16 protein-coding genes are annotated in these 17,823 nt (G+C 64.2%); 10 read left to right on the top strand and 6 right to left on the bottom strand.

Going from position 1 to position 17,823, the window contains the following annotated elements:
* Positions 1 to 104 precede the first annotated feature (104 nt).
* The 4 genes from L867_RS0103515 to L867_RS0103500 all read left to right on the top strand — a co-directional run bounded on the left by L867_RS0103515 (position 105) and on the right by L867_RS0103500 (position 5,203).
* Complete coding sequence (locus tag L867_RS0103515; protein ID WP_028735597.1) at positions 105 to 1,469, top strand: glutamine synthetase family protein; 1,365 nt, start codon at positions 105 to 107, stop codon at positions 1,467 to 1,469.
* A 252-nt stretch (positions 1,470 to 1,721) separates the two neighbouring features.
* A complete protein-coding gene (locus L867_RS0103510) occupies positions 1,722 to 3,107 on the top strand; it encodes an aldehyde dehydrogenase family protein (RefSeq protein WP_028735596.1) in 1,386 nt (461 codons plus the stop codon).
* Complete coding sequence (locus L867_RS0103505) at positions 3,104 to 4,249, top strand: iron-containing alcohol dehydrogenase (RefSeq protein ID WP_028735595.1); 1,146 nt, start codon at positions 3,104 to 3,106, stop codon at positions 4,247 to 4,249. The genes L867_RS0103510 and L867_RS0103505 overlap by 4 nt, the downstream gene beginning before the upstream one ends.
* 234 nt (positions 4,250 to 4,483) lie before the next feature.
* Positions 4,484 to 5,203 (top strand): ParA family protein, encoded by a 720-nt coding sequence (locus tag L867_RS0103500; RefSeq protein WP_028735594.1) that lies wholly within the window; start codon positions 4,484 to 4,486, stop codon positions 5,201 to 5,203.
* A 102-nt stretch (positions 5,204 to 5,305) separates the two neighbouring features.
* Here L867_RS0103500 and L867_RS0103495 read toward each other — a convergent pair whose 3' ends face one another.
* Positions 5,306 to 6,637: a L,D-transpeptidase gene (locus L867_RS0103495; RefSeq protein WP_037172526.1), complete on the bottom strand. Its 1,332-nt coding sequence runs from the start codon at positions 6,635 to 6,637 to the stop codon at positions 5,306 to 5,308.
* 183 nt (positions 6,638 to 6,820) lie between these two features.
* On the opposite strand from L867_RS0103495, the gene L867_RS0103490 reads away from it, so the two are divergent.
* From L867_RS0103490 to L867_RS0103475, 4 genes are all read left to right on the top strand, one after another.
* The gene (locus L867_RS0103490) at positions 6,821 to 7,303 is read left to right on the top strand and encodes a MarR family winged helix-turn-helix transcriptional regulator (protein WP_037172373.1); all 483 of its coding nucleotides are present in this window, start codon (positions 6,821 to 6,823) and stop codon (positions 7,301 to 7,303) included.
* On the top strand, positions 7,300 to 8,130 hold the full coding sequence (locus L867_RS0103485; protein ID WP_028735591.1) for a DUF4432 family protein: 831 nt from the start codon (positions 7,300 to 7,302) through the stop codon (positions 8,128 to 8,130). Before L867_RS0103490 ends, L867_RS0103485 begins: the two co-directional genes overlap by 4 nt.
* Positions 8,131 to 8,222: 92 nt before the next feature.
* Entirely contained in the window at positions 8,223 to 8,561 is a 339-nt protein-coding gene (locus L867_RS0103480) for a TIGR01244 family sulfur transferase (protein ID WP_028735590.1), read from the top strand.
* Between the two features lie 69 nt (positions 8,562 to 8,630).
* On the top strand, positions 8,631 to 8,972 hold the full coding sequence (locus tag L867_RS0103475; RefSeq protein WP_028735589.1) for a RidA family protein: 342 nt from the start codon (positions 8,631 to 8,633) through the stop codon (positions 8,970 to 8,972).
* A gap of 63 nt (positions 8,973 to 9,035) precedes the next feature.
* Here the strand turns inward: L867_RS0103475 and L867_RS0103470 are convergent, their stop codons facing one another.
* Complete coding sequence (locus L867_RS0103470) at positions 9,036 to 9,860, bottom strand: SDR family oxidoreductase (RefSeq protein ID WP_028735588.1); 825 nt, start codon at positions 9,858 to 9,860, stop codon at positions 9,036 to 9,038.
* 106 nt (positions 9,861 to 9,966) lie between these two features.
* Between L867_RS0103470 and L867_RS0103465 the strand changes: the two genes are divergently transcribed.
* Positions 9,967 to 10,866 (top strand): LysR family transcriptional regulator, encoded by a 900-nt coding sequence (locus L867_RS0103465; protein WP_028735587.1) that lies wholly within the window; start codon positions 9,967 to 9,969, stop codon positions 10,864 to 10,866.
* Here the strand turns inward: L867_RS0103465 and L867_RS0103460 are convergent.
* The 4 genes from L867_RS0103460 to L867_RS0103445 form a co-directional block, all read right to left on the bottom strand.
* Positions 10,863 to 12,515 carry a thiamine pyrophosphate-binding protein gene (locus L867_RS0103460; RefSeq protein WP_028735586.1) on the bottom strand — a complete coding sequence of 551 codons (1,653 nt, stop codon included), beginning with the start codon at positions 12,513 to 12,515 and terminating at the stop codon, positions 10,863 to 10,865. The genes L867_RS0103465 and L867_RS0103460 overlap by 4 nt on opposite strands.
* The gene (locus L867_RS0103455) at positions 12,512 to 13,714 is read right to left on the bottom strand and encodes a CaiB/BaiF CoA transferase family protein (protein ID WP_028735585.1); all 1,203 of its coding nucleotides are present in this window, start codon (positions 13,712 to 13,714) and stop codon (positions 12,512 to 12,514) included. Before L867_RS0103455 ends, L867_RS0103460 begins: the two co-directional genes overlap by 4 nt.
* Positions 13,715 to 13,725: 11 nt before the next feature.
* A complete protein-coding gene (locus tag L867_RS0103450) occupies positions 13,726 to 14,688 on the bottom strand; it encodes a DMT family transporter (RefSeq protein ID WP_028735584.1) in 963 nt (320 codons plus the stop codon).
* Between the two features lie 154 nt (positions 14,689 to 14,842).
* The gene (locus tag L867_RS0103445; RefSeq protein WP_028735583.1) at positions 14,843 to 15,793 is read right to left on the bottom strand and encodes an alpha/beta fold hydrolase; all 951 of its coding nucleotides are present in this window, start codon (positions 15,791 to 15,793) and stop codon (positions 14,843 to 14,845) included.
* A gap of 274 nt (positions 15,794 to 16,067) precedes the next feature.
* Between L867_RS0103445 and ettA the strand changes: the two genes are divergently transcribed.
* Complete coding sequence (gene ettA, locus L867_RS0103440) at positions 16,068 to 17,717, top strand: energy-dependent translational throttle protein EttA (RefSeq protein WP_028735582.1); 1,650 nt, start codon at positions 16,068 to 16,070, stop codon at positions 17,715 to 17,717.
* Positions 17,718 to 17,823 lie beyond the last annotated feature (106 nt).

Genomic DNA, 17,823 nt, shown 5'->3' with positions numbered 1-17,823 from the left:
CATCCGACAATCTCCCCGGCCGCCCGGCGGCCGGGGTCTCCTGAACACATGGGAAAAGCGGGCCGGCAGGGCCGGCAACAACAATAATCAGCGGGCTCACTCAAATGACCTACACATTCGACGATTTGAAGAAGGATGTTGCCGAAGGCCGCATCGACACTGTGCTCGCCTGTCAGGTCGACATGCAGGGACGGCTGATGGGAAAGCGCTTTCAGGCGGAGTATTTCGTCGAGAGCGCCTATGAGGAAACCCATAGCTGCAACTATCTTCTCGCGACCGACATGGAGATGGAAACCGTACCGGGCTACAAGGCGACGAGCTGGGAAAAGGGCTATGGCGACTACACCATGAAGCCCGACCTCGCGACGCTCCGGCGGGTGCCGTGGCTCGAAGGCACGGCTCTGGTGCTGTGCGACGTCCAGGACCATCACACCCATGCGGACGTGCCGCATTCGCCGCGTGCCGTCCTCAAGAAGCAGGTGGCCCGGCTCGAGGCCATGGGCTTCAAGGCCTTCATGGCGACGGAACTGGAGTTCTTCCTGTTCGACCAGACCTATGACGACGCGCGTGCCTCCGGCTATCGCGACCTGCAGCTCGCCAGCGGCTATAACGAGGACTACCACATCTTCCAGACCACCAAGGAAGAAGACGTGATGCGGGCGATCCGCAAGGGTCTGCAGGGCGCCGAGATCCCGGTCGAGAATTCCAAGGGCGAAGCCTCCGCCGGCCAGGAAGAGATCAACGTCCGCTATGCCGACGCGCTGACCATGGCCGACCGCCACGTCATCATCAAGAACGCCTGCAAGGAGATCGCCTGGTCGCGCGGCAAAGCCATCACCTTCCTGGCAAAGTGGCACTACAATGCCGCCGGTTCCTCGTCGCACATCCACCAGTCGCTGTGGAGCGTCGACGGCAAGACGCCGCTGTTCTTCGATCCGAACGGCCAGTACGGCATGTCGACGACGATGAAGCACTACATGGCGGGGCTTCTCACCCATGCCAGCGAGATCACCTATTTCCTCGCGCCCTACATCAATTCCTACAAGCGCTTCATGGCCGGCACGTTCGCGCCGACCAAGGCGATCTGGTCGAAGGACAACCGTACCGCCGGCTACCGGCTCTGCGGCGAGGGCTCCAAGGGCATCCGCGTCGAATGCCGCGTCGGCGGCTCCGACCTCAATCCCTATCTCGCCATGGCGGCGCTCATCGCCGCCGGCATCGACGGCATCGAGCGCAAGCTCGAGCTGGAGCCGGCCTTCACCGGGGATGCCTACGGGGCTAGCGACGTGCGCGAAATCCCGCGCACGCTGCGCTCGGCTGCCGTCGCGCTCAACGGCTCGGCCATGCTGCGGCATGCCTTCGGCGACGACGTCGTCGAGCACTATGTGCGCGCCGCCGAGTGGGAGCAGGAGGAATACGACCGCAAGATCACCGACTGGGAGGTGGCGAGAGGGTTCGAGCGCGCCTGATCCGGTGCGGCCGCCGACAGCGATGCCGGCCGGCCGCCCTATCCCTTTCGGGTGATATTCCCGCCGCTCGAATGGCGGTATGACACATTCACGGCCCTTCGCGGTTCGACCGGGGAGGGCGTTTGTGCCGGCAGGCACCGGACACGCGCTCGCGCGGTCCGGGCGGGGCAGGGCGGTTGCGCCATCTTGGCAGATGGCGCGCGATCCGACTTCGCGCTACTGGCTGGCGAGGCTTTCAAGGAGCAACTGAAAATGACCATGATCAAATGCATTTCGCCGATCGACGGATCGGTTTACGCCGAGCGTCCGGCCATGTCGCTGGATGCCGCCAGCGAGGCGGTGGCGCGCGCCCGCAAGGCACAGAAGGCCTGGGCACGCCGCCCGCTCGAGGAGCGCGTCCAGCTCGTCCTCAAGGGCGTCGCGCGCCTCAACGAGATGGCCGACGAAGTCGTGCCGGAACTCGCCCACATGATGGGCCGCCCGGTGCGCTACGGTGGCGAGTACAAGGGCTTCAACGAGCGTTCCAACTACGTTGCCTCGATCGCTGCCGACGCGCTTGCGCCGCTTGTCGTTGAGGACAGCGCGACGTTCGAGCGCCGCATCGAGCGCGAGCCGCATGGCGTCGTGCTCGTCATCGCGCCGTGGAACTACCCCTATATGACGGCGATCAACACGGTCGCGCCCGCCCTGATGGCCGGCAATACCGTCGTCATCAAGCATGCGACGCAGACGCTTCTGGTCGGCGAGCGCATGGTGCGCGCCTTTGTCGAGGCCGGTGTTCCCGACGACGTCTTCGTCAACCTGTTCCTCGACCACGCCACCACCTCGGCGCTGATCGCCACCGGCAATTTCAACTTCATCAATTTCACCGGTTCGGTCGAGGGCGGCCGGTCCATCGAGCGGGCCGCCGCCGGCACGTTCGCCGGCATCGGCCTCGAACTCGGCGGCAAGGATCCGGGCTATGTGATGGAGGACGCCGATCTCGACGCCGCCGTCGACACGCTGATGGACGGCGCCACCTACAATTCGGGCCAGTGCTGCTGCGGCATCGAGCGCATCTATGTGAACGAGAACCTCTACGACGCCTTCGTCGAGAAGTCGGTCGCCTGGGTGTCGAACTACAAGCTCGGCAATCCGCTCGATCCGGAAACGACGCTCGGTCCGATGGCGCACCGCCGTTTTGCCGCGCATGTGCGCGAGCAGATCGCCGAGGCCGTCGCCAAGGGCGCCAAGACGCTCGTCGATCCGAAGCTGTTCCCGCAGGATGACGGCCATGCCTATCTGATGCCGCAGATCCTGGTGAACGTGGATCACTCCATGTCCTTCATGAAGGATGAGACCTTCGGTCCGGCCGTCGGCATCATGAAGGTGAAGAATGACGAGGAAGCGCTCGCCCTGATGAACGACAGCCCCTATGGCCTGACGGCCTCGCTGTGGACGCAGGATCCCGAGCGGGCCGCCCGCATCGGCCGCGAGATCGAGACCGGCACCGTGTTCATGAACCGCGCCGACTATCTCGACCCGGCCCTGTGCTGGACCGGCTGCAAGGAGACCGGCAAGGGCGGTTCGCTCTCGGTCCTCGGCTTCCAGAACCTCACCCGTCCGAAATCCTACCACCTCAAGAAGGTCACGAAATGAACATCGTCGCAAACTGGAGCTATCCCACCGCCATCAAGATGGGACGCGGCCGCATCAAGGAACTGGCGGACGCCTGCAAGACGCTCGGCATGAAGAAGCCGCTGCTGGTCACCGACCGGGGCCTGGCACCGATGCAGATCACCCAGACCGCGCTCGACGTGCTGGAGGAAGCCGGCCTCGGCCGCGCGCTGTTCGCCGACGTCGATCCCAACCCCAATGAGATCAATCTCGAAGCCGGCATCAAGGCCTACAAGGACGGCGGCCACGACGGCGTCGTCGCCTTCGGCGGCGGTTCGGGCCTCGACCTCGGCAAGTGCGTGGCCTTCATGGCCGGCCAGACGCGCCCGGTCTGGGATTTCGAGGACATCGGCGACTGGTGGACGCGCGCCAATTCCGACGGCATCGCGCCGATCGTCGCGGTCCCGACCACGGCCGGCACGGGTTCCGAGGTCGGCCGCGCCTCGGTCATCACCAATTCCGTCACCCATGTGAAGAAGATCATCTTCCATCCGAAGTTCCTGCCCGGCGTCGTCATCTGCGACCCGGAACTGACCGTCGGCATGCCGAAGATGATTACCGCTGGCACGGGCATGGACGCGTTCGCCCATTGCCTCGAGGCCTATTCCTCGCCCTTCTATCATCCGATGAGCCAGGGCATCGCGCTTGAAGGCATGCGTCTGGTCAAGGAATACCTGCCGCGCGCCTACAAGGACGGCACCGACCTCGAAGCCCGTACCAACATGATGTCGGCCGCCGCCATGGGTGCCGTCGCCTTCCAGAAGGGGCTCGGCGCGATCCATTCGCTGTCGCATCCGATCGGCGCGGTCTACAACACCCATCACGGCATGACCAATGCGGTCGTCATGCCGCCCGTCCTGCGCTTCAACCGCTCGGCCATCGAAGAAAAGATCGCCCGTGCGGCGGCCTATCTCGGCATCTCGGGCGGTTTCGACGGCTTCTACGACTATGTCCTGTCGCTGCGCGCCGAGCTCGGCGTTCCGGAAAATCTGACTGCCATGGGCATCAAGTCCGACCGGGTCGATGAACTGACCGCCATGGCGATCGAGGATCCGAGCTGCGGCGGCAACCCGGTGAAGATGACGCTCGAGAACACCAAGGCGCTCTTCCTCGACTGCTTCTGAGTGGCCGAAAGTTAACAAACGTCAAGGCCCGCGGCACGGACAGTGCCGCGGGCTTTTTTCTTTGCCGATCAGGGGCATGAGGCGGCGGTACTACCATTTTTGGGGAGGCGGGAAGAGGCGGCTCTTTCCTGTTTGTTAACCATAATTAGCAATGATGCATTTACTGACACCATGAGCCAAGGGTGCCTGCAAGAGCGATGAGACGCTCGGTCCATACCCTTTCGAGGAAACAGCATGCCAGTCATCTCATTTGCCAATGCCAAGGGTGGAGCCGGCAAAACCACTGCCGCCTTGCTGCTCGCGACCGAACTGGCCCATCAGGGCTATAGGGTCGCCATCCTCGATGCCGATCCGCAGCGCTGGATCACGCAGTGGCACGAAGCCTCCGGCTCCCAGCACAATATCGAAGTGATTTCCGAAGTCTCCGTCGCATCGATCCAGGGACATCTGCGCGAATCGTCACGCACGGCCGACTACACGATCATCGATCTCGCCGGTGCGCGCGATGCCATCGTCACAACGGCGATCGGCCTGTCCGACCACGTGATGATCCCGGTGCAGGGCTGTGCCATGGACGCCAAGGGTGCGGCGCAGATCCTCGACCTGATCAAGATGATGGAGACCGCCGGCCGGTTCAAGATCGCCCATTCGGTCGTTCTCACGCGGGTCACCTCTATGGTGACGACGCGGGCGCTGCTCACCATCAAGGGCCTGCTTTCGGCCCGCGGCGTCAACGTCATGGACACGCCGATCGTCGAGCGCAGCGCGTTCCGCGAGATCTTCGACTGTGGCGGCACGCTCTACAGCATGGACGCCGCCAGAATCAGCAATCTCGACAAGGCGCGCGAGAATGCCCAGGCCTTCGCCGGCGAGGTTCGCCGCCTGTTGCCGACCAAGGTCATCCGCAGCCAGGAGCCGCGCCGAATGTTCCGGGTCGTTCGAAACGCTGCTTGATCCTCCTCCCACTCCTCCCAAGCAGCGCAATGAAAGCGCCGCCAGATTTGCATCTGGCGGCTCTTTTCGTATTGCCGTGCGACTTTAGGGGAGAAGCGGGCGTCAGTCGATGAATTCGACGGTGACGCCGGGCTTGGCCATCTTGGCGAGTTCGGTCGCGTCCCAGTTGGTCAGGCGAATGCAGCCGTGGCTCTGCGTGCGGCCGATCTTCGACGGTTCCGGCGTGCCGTGAATGCCGTAGGTCGGCTTCGACAGCGCCATCCAGACCGTGCCGACCGGACCGTTCGGGCCTGGCGGGATGGACAGTACCTTGTCGTTTGCGCCCTGCTGGAAGTTGATCTTCGGATTGTAGGTGTAACCCGGATCGAAGGCGATACGCTCGACGGTCACCGTGCCCGACGGGGAGGGGGTATCGGTGGAGCCGATGCTCGCCGGATAGGCGGCAATCAGCGCGCCGTCGGCGCCGTAGGCGAAGACCTGTTTCAGCCCCTTGTTGGCGACGATCCGCGCGACCTCGCCCTTCCTGGTCTGGCCGGGATCGACCACCTTGATGGTCGTGCCGGGAATGGTGAAGTCGACGCCGGGGTTGAGGGCCTTCAGATAGGCCTCGTCCATGTGGAATTTCTCGGCCAGCATTTCCGTGGTCGAGGTGAAGGAGAGCGCCGGAAGCTGAGCCTTGTGCGCATAGTCCTCGGGAATGGCGGCGACGTAGGGGCCTGCCGCGTCTCCGGGTGTGATCGTGTAGGCGGTGATCGCCAGTCCGCCCGACAGGCGAAGGCGTTCCAGAATGTCCTCGGCATTGTTCGGGTCGATCGTCTCGCCGGTGATTTCCTGCCAGGCGACCAGCGCCTTGTTGACGTTCTGGCCCATCTTGCCGTCGATTACGCCGGGCGAAACGCCCTCGCGGTCGAGGAAGACCTGCAGCGCGGTGATTTCCAGCTGCGACAGATTGCTCTTTACGGGAATTTCGGGGGTCACTGTGCGGGCCGGGGCCTGATCCGCCGGGGGTGCCATGTCCGGTCCGCCGGACGGCATGCCCGGCAGCGGCTCGCCGAGGTCCTGGCGGTCGACCGCGCCGGGTGAGGGGATCGCACCCGTCACGATGCCATCATCTTCCCAGACGGGCTGCGGGGCGCCGAACTCGTCATAGGCTGCGGGCGCACGGGCCTCGCGCTGACGGGGGAAATAGGTCTCGGCCGGCACTTCGGTGGCCACCAGATTGCCGTAGCGGTCGATCAGGACGCGCCGGCCCATGCGGTCGCGGCTGATCACCACATCGCCCTCTTCAGGCACGTAGTCGAGCAGGTCGCCGTCCGGCGAGACCAGCAGGACAGAACCGTTTCGGTAGCCATAGGGGTCGTTGGCGAGGGCGGAGGTAGCCACGCCGGCCTGGAGGGCCGCGACGGATGCCACAATCACTCCCGCTTTCAGCATGTCGATCAAGATTCGCTTCCTTCTTTTGCCCGTCTGACTAACCCAGCAAATTTGACACTAGTGTGGAAAAGGTGAATTCATGGTGAATATTGTTTTAAAAACCGACTCCTAGGGGGGAGGCGGATGCTTTTTGGGAGCGCTGCAGCGCAGGCATGATCTTGCCTGTTCATCGTAGGGGGAACGATGCACGATCGATTCGATATTGATAATTTCTTGCCATACCGGCTCAGCCGTGTCGCTGAACGACTGAGTGCGCATTTCATGCGATTCAGCGGAGTCGGCGAGGAGATTTCCTGGGCGGAGTGGCAGGTTCTCTGGTCGCTGGGGGAGCAGATCCACAGGACGGCCAAGGCGATCTCCGGCCATTCCGGATTGACCAAGACAAAAATCAGCCGGGCGGTGAAGGCGCTCGAGGATCGCCGCTGGCTGGAGCGATGCCGCGATCACGACGACCGCCGGTTCGAGTTGCTGGCGCTGACGGCTCCCGGCAGGGAGAGCTACGCGCTTCTCAAGAGGCGGGCCACCGACTACCAGCGGTGGCTTGAAGGGGTGATCGATATGCCGTACCTCACGGCGATCGACGACGGATTGTCTGGCGTTGAGGTGATGATCGCCAGCGGCCAGTTGATGGTGCCACCGCTATTGATCGAGGAGCCTGCGGCATGATGGAATTCAAGGGGCGGAAGGGTCCGGCGCTGATGCTGGACGAAGGTTCCGTTCTGGATATCGGCGCCTGCGTGGTCGGCGGTATCGACCTGGCGCCCGGCCGGGCAATCCCCGACGATGGCGACCCGCGCATCGATCATTCGCTCGAAGGTTTTCTCTTCACCTGCGGCCCGGACCATATCCGCCACCCCGAACCGATCGACGGCGGACGCGGCGGGAACTATCCGCTGCATGGATCCTTTTCGTCGCATCCGGCCCGCGACATCTTGATCGCGGGCGAGGGTGGAGACACCGAATGTCGCGCGATCGTCGATGTGACGCTGGCGGACGGGGGCAGCGCCCGTTTGGAACGTTGCTGGCGGATGAATGGCGAGACGGGGGAGGTGAGCCTTTCCGATACCGTGACCAATACCGGCAAGAGCGCTTTCCCGGCGTTTCTCATGTACCACATGAACCTCGGGGCAAGGCACTTCAACGACGGCGTGCGGCTCGAAGGCGCGATGCTGGACGGCGGCGGCTTTCCCTGGGCCTTCGGCGAGGGCGATGGCGGCGTGTTCTGCGTGCCGGCCGGCAAGGGCGGGTGGGCCGAAGTCCGGCTCGGGCCGATCGCGGCGATCGGCGGCAAGACCCTGGTGGTGCGCTTCCGCACCGACACGCTGCCCTTCCTGCAGGTCTGGCGCAATCAGGGGGCACCCGCCAATGTGCTCGGCATCGAGCCGGTATCGCATCGTTGGGAGTCGCGCGAAAAGCTTTCGGAGCGAGGCGAATTCGTCGATGTCGCACCCGGCGAAAGCCGCGAATACGCACTCTCCTTCGCCTTCGTCTGAGGCCTCGCGCGGCGGGGAAACGGGGCCCTCGACGATTGACGCCCGCCTGCCCGCATCGTAGATGTTTGCCCCTCGCAAGCAGGGAGACCGCCATGAACATTTCGCAGATTGACGAAGAATATTCCGTGACCGGCCAGATCTCGGTCGACGATCTCGACACGATCAAGGCGCTCGGCTTCAAGTCCATCGTCTGCCACCGTCCGGATGGCGAAGAGGCCGGCCAGCCGACCTTTGCCGAGATCGCTCGGCGCGCCGAGGAACTGGGCCTCAAGATCGCCCATGTGCCGGTCGGTCCGATGGGCGTCACGCCCGACGCCATTTCCGGCATGGTCGATGCGCTCGACGATTTCGACCGGCCGATGCTCGGCTATTGCCGTTCCGGCGCGCGTTCCACCGCGACCTACCAGAAGAGCCAGCACCTGCGCGGCTGAGCAAGCCATCGCGGCTTTCGCTCGCCCTCCCGCCTTTCAATTCCATCACGTGCAACAGGAGTATTTCCTATGACCATCAAGCGTATCGAGCCGGGCGCCCGCATGAGCGGCGCCGTCGTCCACGGCAACACCGTCTATCTCGCCGGCCAGGTCGGCGACGGCACCTCCGTCACCGAACAGTCGAAGTCGGCCCTGGCTGAAGTCGAACGCCTGCTGGCGCTGGCCGGCTCGGACAAGTCGAAGATCCTGCAGACGATCATCTACCTCTCGGACATGTCGACCTTCGGCGAAATGAACGCCGTCTGGGAAGCCTGGATCGACCCGAAGAACCCGCCGGCCCGCGCCACCAGCGAAGCCGCGCTGGCGACCCCGGACTACAAGGTCGAGTTCATCGTGACGGCTGCGATCTGAAGTCTGCCAAAGCGATTCCGAAAGCCGGCGCATCTTGTTGATGCGTCGGCTTTTTTCTTGAGCTCAGGCGAAGTGCGAGCGCATGAAGTCGACATAGTCCTGGTCGGCCATTTCGCTGCGCGCCTTGACGAAGCCGCGTGCGTCGTCGCCGACGAAGTAGCGCAACCGGCTGGTTCCATCGGTCGCCGCCTCGTGCACCACGTTGGCCACATCCCGGGACGTCATGGTCAACGCGCCGCCCATTCTGGCGAAGGCAGCGGTGGAGCGATCGAGGAACGGGCGGTAATCGGCCGGCATGTCCTCCTGGGCGAAATCCGCGGCCGAGCGCTGCTGAAAGGCTGTCTCGGCAACGCCGCCGTGCGGGACCACCAGCTTCACCCCGATATCCAGTGCCAGCAACTCATAGGAAAGCGTTTCGGTGAAGCCCTCCAGCGCGAACTTGCTGGCGCAGTAAAGCGAGATCATCGGCAGTGTGAAGTGGCCGGCGCCTGAGCTCACATTGACGATGGTCCCGGCTCCCTTGGCACGGAAGTGCGGGAGAAGGGCGCGGGTGACATCCATGACGCCAAAGACATTGACGTCGAACTGCTGCTGGATGCTCTCTCGCGGCACCGCTTCGAACACGCCGTAGAGGCCATAACCGGCATTGTTGACCAGCACGTCGATGCGGCCGAACCGCGCGATCGCGGCTTCGACGGCGGTCTCGATGCTCTGCGGGTCCTGGACGTCAAGGCGCGCCACCAGAACACCGTCAAGTTGGTTGAGTTCGGACTCCTTCTCTGGAGTGCGCATGGTCGCAACCACGTTCCAGCCCTTCTCCTGAAAGAGCTTGGCCGATGCCTTGCCGATGCCGGAGGATGCGCCGGTGATGAAAACTGTCTTGGTCATGATGTGCCTCGTTCATCTGGGTTCAGTGACGGAAACTCAGATAGGCCGCTGGCATTGTCCTGATAACCGGCATATTTGTGCATGATGTGATGCAGGATGTTGGACAATGAAGAAGTCGGGACTGGTTGAACTGCATGCGGTCGCGGCCGTGGCGGCGGCACGGAGTTTCCGGGCGGCGGCCACGGAGCTTGGCATGTCGGCTTCGGCGCTCAGCCATGCGGTTGCGGCGATCGAGACCCGCATGGGCGTCAAGCTGTTCAACCGCACCACGCGCAGCGTCTCGCTGACGCAAGCCGGCGAGCAGTTCCTCGACAAGGTCGGGCCGGCGCTGAAGGAGATCGAAGCGGCGATGGAGGCGGCCACGCAGTCGCGCGCCACGCCGGCGGGGCGGTTGCGCATCAATACGTCGGATGGCGCGGCGCGGGGCCTGCTGATGCCGATCGTCCTCGAATTCCTCCGCCGCTATCCGGACGTGCATGTCGATATCGTCAGCGATGGGCGCATGGTCGACATCGTCGCCGAGGGCTTCGACATCGGCATCCGGCTGATCGATACGGTGCCGCAGGACATGATCGCCATTCCCCTGACGCAGCACGAGCGTTTCGTCGTCGTCGGATCACCGCAATATTTCGAACGACACGGCAAACCGCTGGTTCCGGCCGATCTGACAAGACATGCCTGCTTGCGTCTGCGCCTGCCGAGCGGGACGATCTATCGTTGGGAGTTCGAGCGCCATGGGGAGGAGATCCGCGTCGATGTCGAGGGTCCTTTGACGCTGCAGGACATGCACCTGATGCGCGAGGCGGCCGTCGGTGGCGCAGGGCTTGCCTATATGACCGAACGAAACGTTGCGGCCGACCTTGCGGCCGGCCGTCTGGTCACGGTGCTGGAGGAATGGACGCCGCCATTTCCGGGATTGTGCTTCTACTATTCGGGCCACCGCCATCTGCCGCCGGCCCTGCGCGCCTTTGCCGACCTGGCCCGACAGATGTCGCGGAAAGCCTAGGTCTTCTCGCGAATCTGTGTGAGCGTCTTCATCGGCGTGATCGCCTCCGGGTCGAGCTTGATCTCGATGATCGACGGCTTGCCGGAGGCGCGGGCGCGTTCGAAAGCGGGCGCGAAGTCCTCCGTCGCCTCGACGGTCTCGCCATGCCCGCCATAGGCGCGGGCGAAGGCGGCGAAGTCGGGGTTGGTCAGGTCGGTGGCGCTGACACGGCCCGGATATTCGCGCTCCTGGTGCATGCGGATGGTGCCGTAGATGCCGTTGTTCACCAGGCAGACGATGATCGGCAGGTCATAGCGGATGGCAGTGGCGAATTCCTGGCCGTGCATCATGAAGCAGCCGTCACCGGCAAAGCAGATGACCTCCCGGTCCGGATGCAGCGCCTTGGCGGCGACGGCGGCGGGCAGGCCGTAGCCCATCGAGCCCGACGTCGGGGCTGCCTGGGTGGCGAAGTCGCGGAAGCGGTGGAAGCGGTGGACCCAGGTGGCGTAGTTGCCGGCACCGTTGGTGAAGATGGTGTCCTCGGCCGTGTTGGCCTCGATCCAGTCCATGATCGGCCCCATGCGGACCGGGCCGGGGCCTTGGGTCGGCGGCGTCGACCAGGAAAGATAGGCGGCGTGCATGGCCTCGGTGCGGGCGGCCCAGATCGGCTGTTCCGGCGCCTTCAGCGCCTTGAGCGCGCCGACGAACTCGACCGGCGCGGCGCAGATGGCGAGGTCCGGGCGATAGACGCGGCCAAGCTCGGAGGGATCCGGATAGACATGCACGAGCGTCTGCGACGGATAGGGCACGTCGAGCAGCGTATAGCTGGAGGACGGCATTTCCGAGAAACGTCCGCCGATCAGCAGCACGAGGTCGGCCTCCTTGATCTCCCTCGACAGCGCCGGATTGATGCCGATGCCGACATCGCCCGCATAGGAAGTGTTCAGGTGGTCGAACAGCATCTGGCGGCGGAAGGAGCAACCGATCGGCAGTTTCCAGCGGTTGGCGAATTCCTCGAACTCGGAAACGGCCTTCTTCGTCCAGCGCGTGCCGCCGAGAATGGCAATCGGGCGCTTGGCGGTGGCGAGCATCTCGCCCAGCCGCTCGATCTGCGACGGGCCGGGATGGGCCTCGACAGGCATGGCGGCCTTGGCCGCCGGCGCCTCGACCTCATCCACCAGCATGTCTTCCGGCAGCGACAGCACGACCGGTCCGGGACGGCCGGAGGTGGCGACGGCAAAGGCGCGGGTGACGAATTCCGGGATGCGGCGCGCATCGTCGATCTCGCCGACCCATTTGGCGAATTCGGTGAAGGCGCGGCGGTATTCGACCTCCTGGAAGGCCTCGCGCTCGCGCATGTCGCGGCCGACCTGGCCGATGAACAGGATCATCGGGATCGAATCCTGCTTGGCGATGTGCAGGCCGGCGGTGGCGTTGGTGGCGCCCGGACCGCGGGTCACCATGCAGATGCCGGGCTTGCCGGTGAGGCGGCCCCAGGCGTCGGCCATCATCGCAGCGCCACCTTCCTGGCGGCAGACGAGCGTCTCGATGCCGCTGTCGCGCAGCGCGTCGAGAACGGCCAGATAGCTTTCGCCCGGCACGCAGGAGACGCGCTCGACGCCGTTCGCCTTGAGCGCCTCGACGATCAGTTCCCCGCCAGTCTTCTTCATTGGTCTCTCTCCCTTTCGATCTCGGCCAGTTCGGCGAGAATTTCTTGCTGATGCTCGCCGACGCGCGGGCTTGGGCGCGCGTAGCGCAGCGGCGTCTCGGACAGGACGATGGGGGTGCGCACGCCCGGGATGACGTTGCCGTCGGCGTCCTCGAGTTCGATGCGCAGCTCGCGGGCCTTGACCTGCGGGTCGTCGAACATCTCGGCGATCGAGTTGATCGGCCCGGCCGGCACGGCGTTGGTCTCGCAGGCGGTCAGCAGATCGCGCTTGGCCCATTTTGCCGTCTCGGCGGTGACCACGCGGCGGACCTCGACCTTGTTGGCGACGCGGGCCTTGTTGGTCGAAAAGCGTTCGTCCTCGGCGATCGCGGCAATGCCGAGAATGGCGCAGAGACGCTTGAACTGGCCGTCATTGCCGACGGCGAGGATCAGATGGCCGTCGGCGGTCGGCACGACCTCGTAAGGCGAGATGTTGGGATGGGCATTGCCGAGCCGGACAGGCGCCCTGCCCGAGATCAGGTAGTTGAGGTTCTGGTTGGCGAGCACGCCGGACATCACGTCGAGCAGCGCCATGTCGACGAACTGGCCTTCGCCGGTCTTCATCACATGGATCAGCGCGGCCTGGATGGCGGTGACGGCATAGATGCCGGTGAAGATGTCGGCGATCGCCACGCCCGCCTTCATCGGCTGGCCGTCCGGTTCTCCGGTGATCGACATGAAGCCCGACATGCCCTGGACGATGTAGTCGTAGCCAGCGAACTCGGCATAGGGCCCGTTCTGGCCGAAGCCGGTGATCGAGCAGTAGACGAGCTTTGGATTGACCGCCTTCAGGCTCTCGTAATCGAGGCCGTATTTCTTCAGCCCGCCGAGCTTGAAGTTCTCGATCACCACGTCAGCGCTGGCGATCAGGCGCTTGACGATCTCCTGGCCCTCCGGCGAGCGGAAGTCGATGGCGATCGAGCGCTTGTTGCGGTTGGTCGAGTGGTAATAGGCGGCCGACAGGTTCTCGCCATCCTTGCCCTCGACGAAGGGCGGTCCCCAGGCGCGCGTGTCGTCGCCGCCTTCCGGGTTCTCGACCTTGATGACGTCCGCACCCATGTCGGCGAGCATCTGCCCGGCCCAGGGCCCTGCGAGCACGCGGGCGAGCTCGATCACGCGGATGCCGTTAAGCGGCGGCTTCTTGACGGGGTTTTCGGTCATGCTGGGTCCTGTCATGGCGCAAGCGTGGCGTTTTCGGAGACGGGCTTCGAGGTGAAGCGGCGTTCCCGCCAGATGATGAAGAGGCCGGAGCCGATGATGATGGCGATGCCCAGCCATTTGATCGGGTCGGGGAAGTCACGGAAGACCAGCCAACCGAAGATCGTCGTCGTGACGATCTCGAGATATTGCAGCGGCGCGAGCGTCGACGCCGGTGCCGAGCGATAGGCATAGACACCGAATATGCCGGAGATCGCGGCGGCAAGGCCGACGCTGGTCATCCACACCATGCTGGTGAGATCGGGGATGCTTGGCGCGAAGATCGAGGGCATGCTCCGGCCGAACAGGGCGATGGCCGCGGCCGAGATGACAAGACCCCAGAAGCCGGTCTCGATCTGCATCGACCAGGGGTCCTCGCGATGAGCGAGCTTGCGCGTCAGGATGGCAAAGATGGCGACGCAGAGGGCCGAAACGGCCGGCAGAAGGGCGATGAAGCCGACTTCCTCGAAGCTCGGCTGGATGATCAGGAGCGCTCCGCAAAAGCCGACTGCGCAGGCGGTGTAGCGACGCCAGCCGATGGTTTCCTTGAGAAAGATGCTGGAAAGGACCGTCAGGATGATCGGCTCGATGAAGAAGATCGCCACGGCATCGGCAACGGACATGACCGAGAGCGCTGTGACGTAGCAGACCATGGAAAGCGCGATCAGCCCGCCGCGCGCGACGTGATAGCGGGTGTTGGTCCGCGAGAAACGCGGAAGGGTTTGCCGCCAGACGAAGATCGGCAGCATGAAGACCATCTGGAAGAAGAACCGCACGGCGGTGATCTCCATCGGCGAGGTGGTCTCGGTTGCCAGCTTGGAGAAGATGTCGATGAACGGCGCGATCAGCACTGCGGCGACCATGAGCAGGAGCCCGACCGTCACATCCGCGGACGGGGCGGGCAGGGCCTGCGCAGGTTGTCCGGGTGGGGTGGTCATCGCGGGCCTTGCTCTTCTGCGGTCAGGACCGCGTGCAGCTTTGCGCTTGCGGTGCTACGGACAAGTTACTCTTGCAATATCTATAGCTTCGCGCTGTGCCGGAAGCACTTGAATTTCTCTCATGGGATCATTCCGTTTCGGCATCGCCAAGGCTTCAGGCCCTCTGCGCCCCAGTCTGCGCCGTCACCGCGTCGCACCAGCTGACGAAGTCCGCGGTCGCGTCTTCCCGGCCGATCTCGTTCAGGGTTTCGTGGCGCATGTCGGGATAGATGCGGGTCGTGACCGCGGCGAAACCCAGTCTGCCGAGTCGTTTACCGAGCCATTCGATCGCCTTGGCATTGTCGGTCGCGGGATCCTGTCCGCCGCCGACCAGGTGGATCGGCTTGTCCTTTGGCAGGAGGCCCAGTTGCGCTCGCGAAGCTCCCCGGAAGGTCAGCGTGAAGACATCGCGCCACAGCGAAACGCTGGCGTCGAAGCCGCAGAGCGGGTCGTTGACGTAGGCATCGACCTCCTGCGCATCGCGCGACAGCCAGTCGGCATCGGTCCGGCGGTTGGGAATGCGCTTTCCCCAGGCGAGGAAGGTGGCGCGCGGCAGGATCAGGCTCGGCACGTCGGAGCCCTTCAGCATGCGTTCGATTGCCAGCACGCCTTGAGCAAAACGTCCGGCCAGGCCCGGGTTGAAGTTGGAATTCCATACAGCCAGCGCATCGAAGGCGTCGGGATGATCCGTCACGGTGTTGAGGGCCAAGAGCCCGCCCATGGAATGGCCGAAGAGGATGACCGGCAACCCGGGATACTGTCCGACCGCCAGGTTACGCATGGACAGCGTGTCGGAGATCACGGCCTTCCAGCCCTCGCGCCGGGCGAAACGTGCCCGCGGCGCGCCGATCGCCGTGGTCTCGCCATGGCCGCGGTGGTCGTGGGCGAAGACATGGTAATCTGCGGCCGACAGCGCCTCGGCGAAGCGGCGGTAGCGGCGCGAATGTTCGGCGAGGCCATGGCAGACGACGACGACGCCGCGCGCCGGGCCTGTTGCTTCCTCCAGGTGATAGCTGAGCTCCGCGCCCGTTACCGTTGCAAGCTGCCTGCTGGTCTCGAATGCCATTGCCGTCCTCCCCAAACTCGGATCAAGGGTTAAAGGGCAGAAGGCAGAGCCGCAAAGGAATTTTTTCTGACAGTGCCTTGCCGATCCGGGCCTAGCCAATCCGGGAAGCCTCCGCCGGAGCGAGCGGAGGGCTCGGCTGGCGCTGAAACGGCTCAACCAGTCGCGGCCCCGGCCAGAAAAGAGCCCGGCTCTTCTGCGTTTCGCATTGCCCCGTGCGGCGCTTTCGCCTACATAGCGGCAAATCCCCTTCACGCCCGCGGAGCAATTCAACACGATGGCACGTCAGTTCATCTATCACATGGCCGGCCTGAACAAGGCCTTCGGTGCCAAGAAGATCCTCGAAAACGTCAACCTGTCCTTCTACCCCGATGCCAAGATCGGTATCCTGGGTCCGAACGGTGCGGGTAAGTCGACCGTTCTCAAGATCATTGCCGGTCTCGACAAGGAATATACCGGCGAAGCTTGGCTCGCCGAAGGCGCTACCCTCGGCTATCTCGAGCAGGAGCCGCATCTCGACCCGACCAAGACGGTGTTCGAGAACGTCATGGAAGGCGTCGCCAAGAAGACGGCGATCCTTGAGCGCTACAACGAACTGATGATGAACTATTCCGACGAGACGGCGGACGAGGGCGCCAAGCTCCAGGACATGATCGACAGCCAGAACCTCTGGGATCTGGAAAACCAGGTCGAAATGGCCATGGACGCGCTGCGCTGCCCGCCGGGCGATGCCGATGTCACCAGCCTTTCGGGCGGCGAGCGCCGTCGCGTCGCGCTGTGCAAGCTGCTCTTGTCGCAGCCGGACCTCCTGCTGCTCGACGAACCGACCAACCACCTCGACGCCGAGACGATCGGCTGGCTGGAAAATCACCTGCGCCAATATCCCGGCGCCGTGCTGATGATCACCCACGATCGCTACTTCCTCGACAACGTCACCGGCTGGATCCTCGAGCTCGACCGCGGCCGCGGCATCCCCTACGAAGGCAACTACTCGGCCTACCTGCAGGCGAAGGCCAAGCGCATGCAGCAGGAAAGCCGCGAAGACGCCTCGCGCCAGAAGGCGATTTCGCGCGAGCAGGAATGGATCGCGTCCAGCCCCAAGGCCCGCCAGGCCAAGTCGAAGGCACGTATCAAGTCCTACGAGCAGCTGGTGGAAGCGGCCGAAAACGTGCGCCCCGGCGATGCGCAGATCATCATTCCGGTCAGCGAGCGTCTCGGCCAGGTGGTCATCGAGATGGACGGCATCACCAAGGGTTACGGCGATCGCGTGCTGATCGAGGACCTGACGCTCAAGCTGCCGCCGGGCGGCATCGTCGGCGTCATCGGCCCCAACGGCGCCGGCAAGACGACACTGTTCCGCATGATCACCGGCCAGGAGAAGCCCGACAGCGGAACGGTCCGCGTCGGTGACACCGTGCATCTCGGTTATGTCGACCAGAGCCGCGACACGCTCGACGGCAACAAGACCGTCTGGGAGGAAATTTCCGGCGGCGCCGAAATCATCAAGCTCGGCAAGTTCGACATGAATTCGCGTGCCTACTGCGGCGCCTTCAACTTCAAGGGCGGCGACCAGCAGCAGAAGGTTGGCAACCTGTCCGGCGGCCAGCGCAACCGCGTGCATCTGGCCAAGATGCTGAAGGCCGGCGGCAATGTGCTGCTGCTCGACGAACCGACCAACGACCTCGACACCGAAACGCTCGGTGCGCTCGAGAACGCGCTGGAAAGCTTCGCTGGCTGCGCGATCATCATCTCGCACGATCGCATGTTCCTCGACCGTCTCGCCACCCACATCCTCGCCTTCGAGGGTGACAGCCACGTCGAGTGGTTCGAAGGCAACTTCGAGGACTACGAGAAAGACAAGATCCGCCGCCTCGGCGCCGATTCGGTCAATCCGAAGCGGATGAGCTACAAGCGCCTGACGCGCTGAACTTCAGGCTCCATCAGAAACCCCGGTTCGCCGGGGTTTTTTTGTTGCCGCCCGGTCGGTTGCCGCCCGGCTTTCTGCGCCCGGACGCGATCCCCTCCGTTGTGGA

The sequence above is a fragment of the Paenirhizobium selenitireducens ATCC BAA-1503 genome (assembly GCF_000518785.1).
Lineage (GTDB): Bacteria > Pseudomonadota > Alphaproteobacteria > Rhizobiales > Rhizobiaceae > Allorhizobium > Allorhizobium selenitireducens.
Note: the sequence above shows the minus strand (reverse complement) of the source record. Positions and strands in the feature narration are given on the sequence as shown.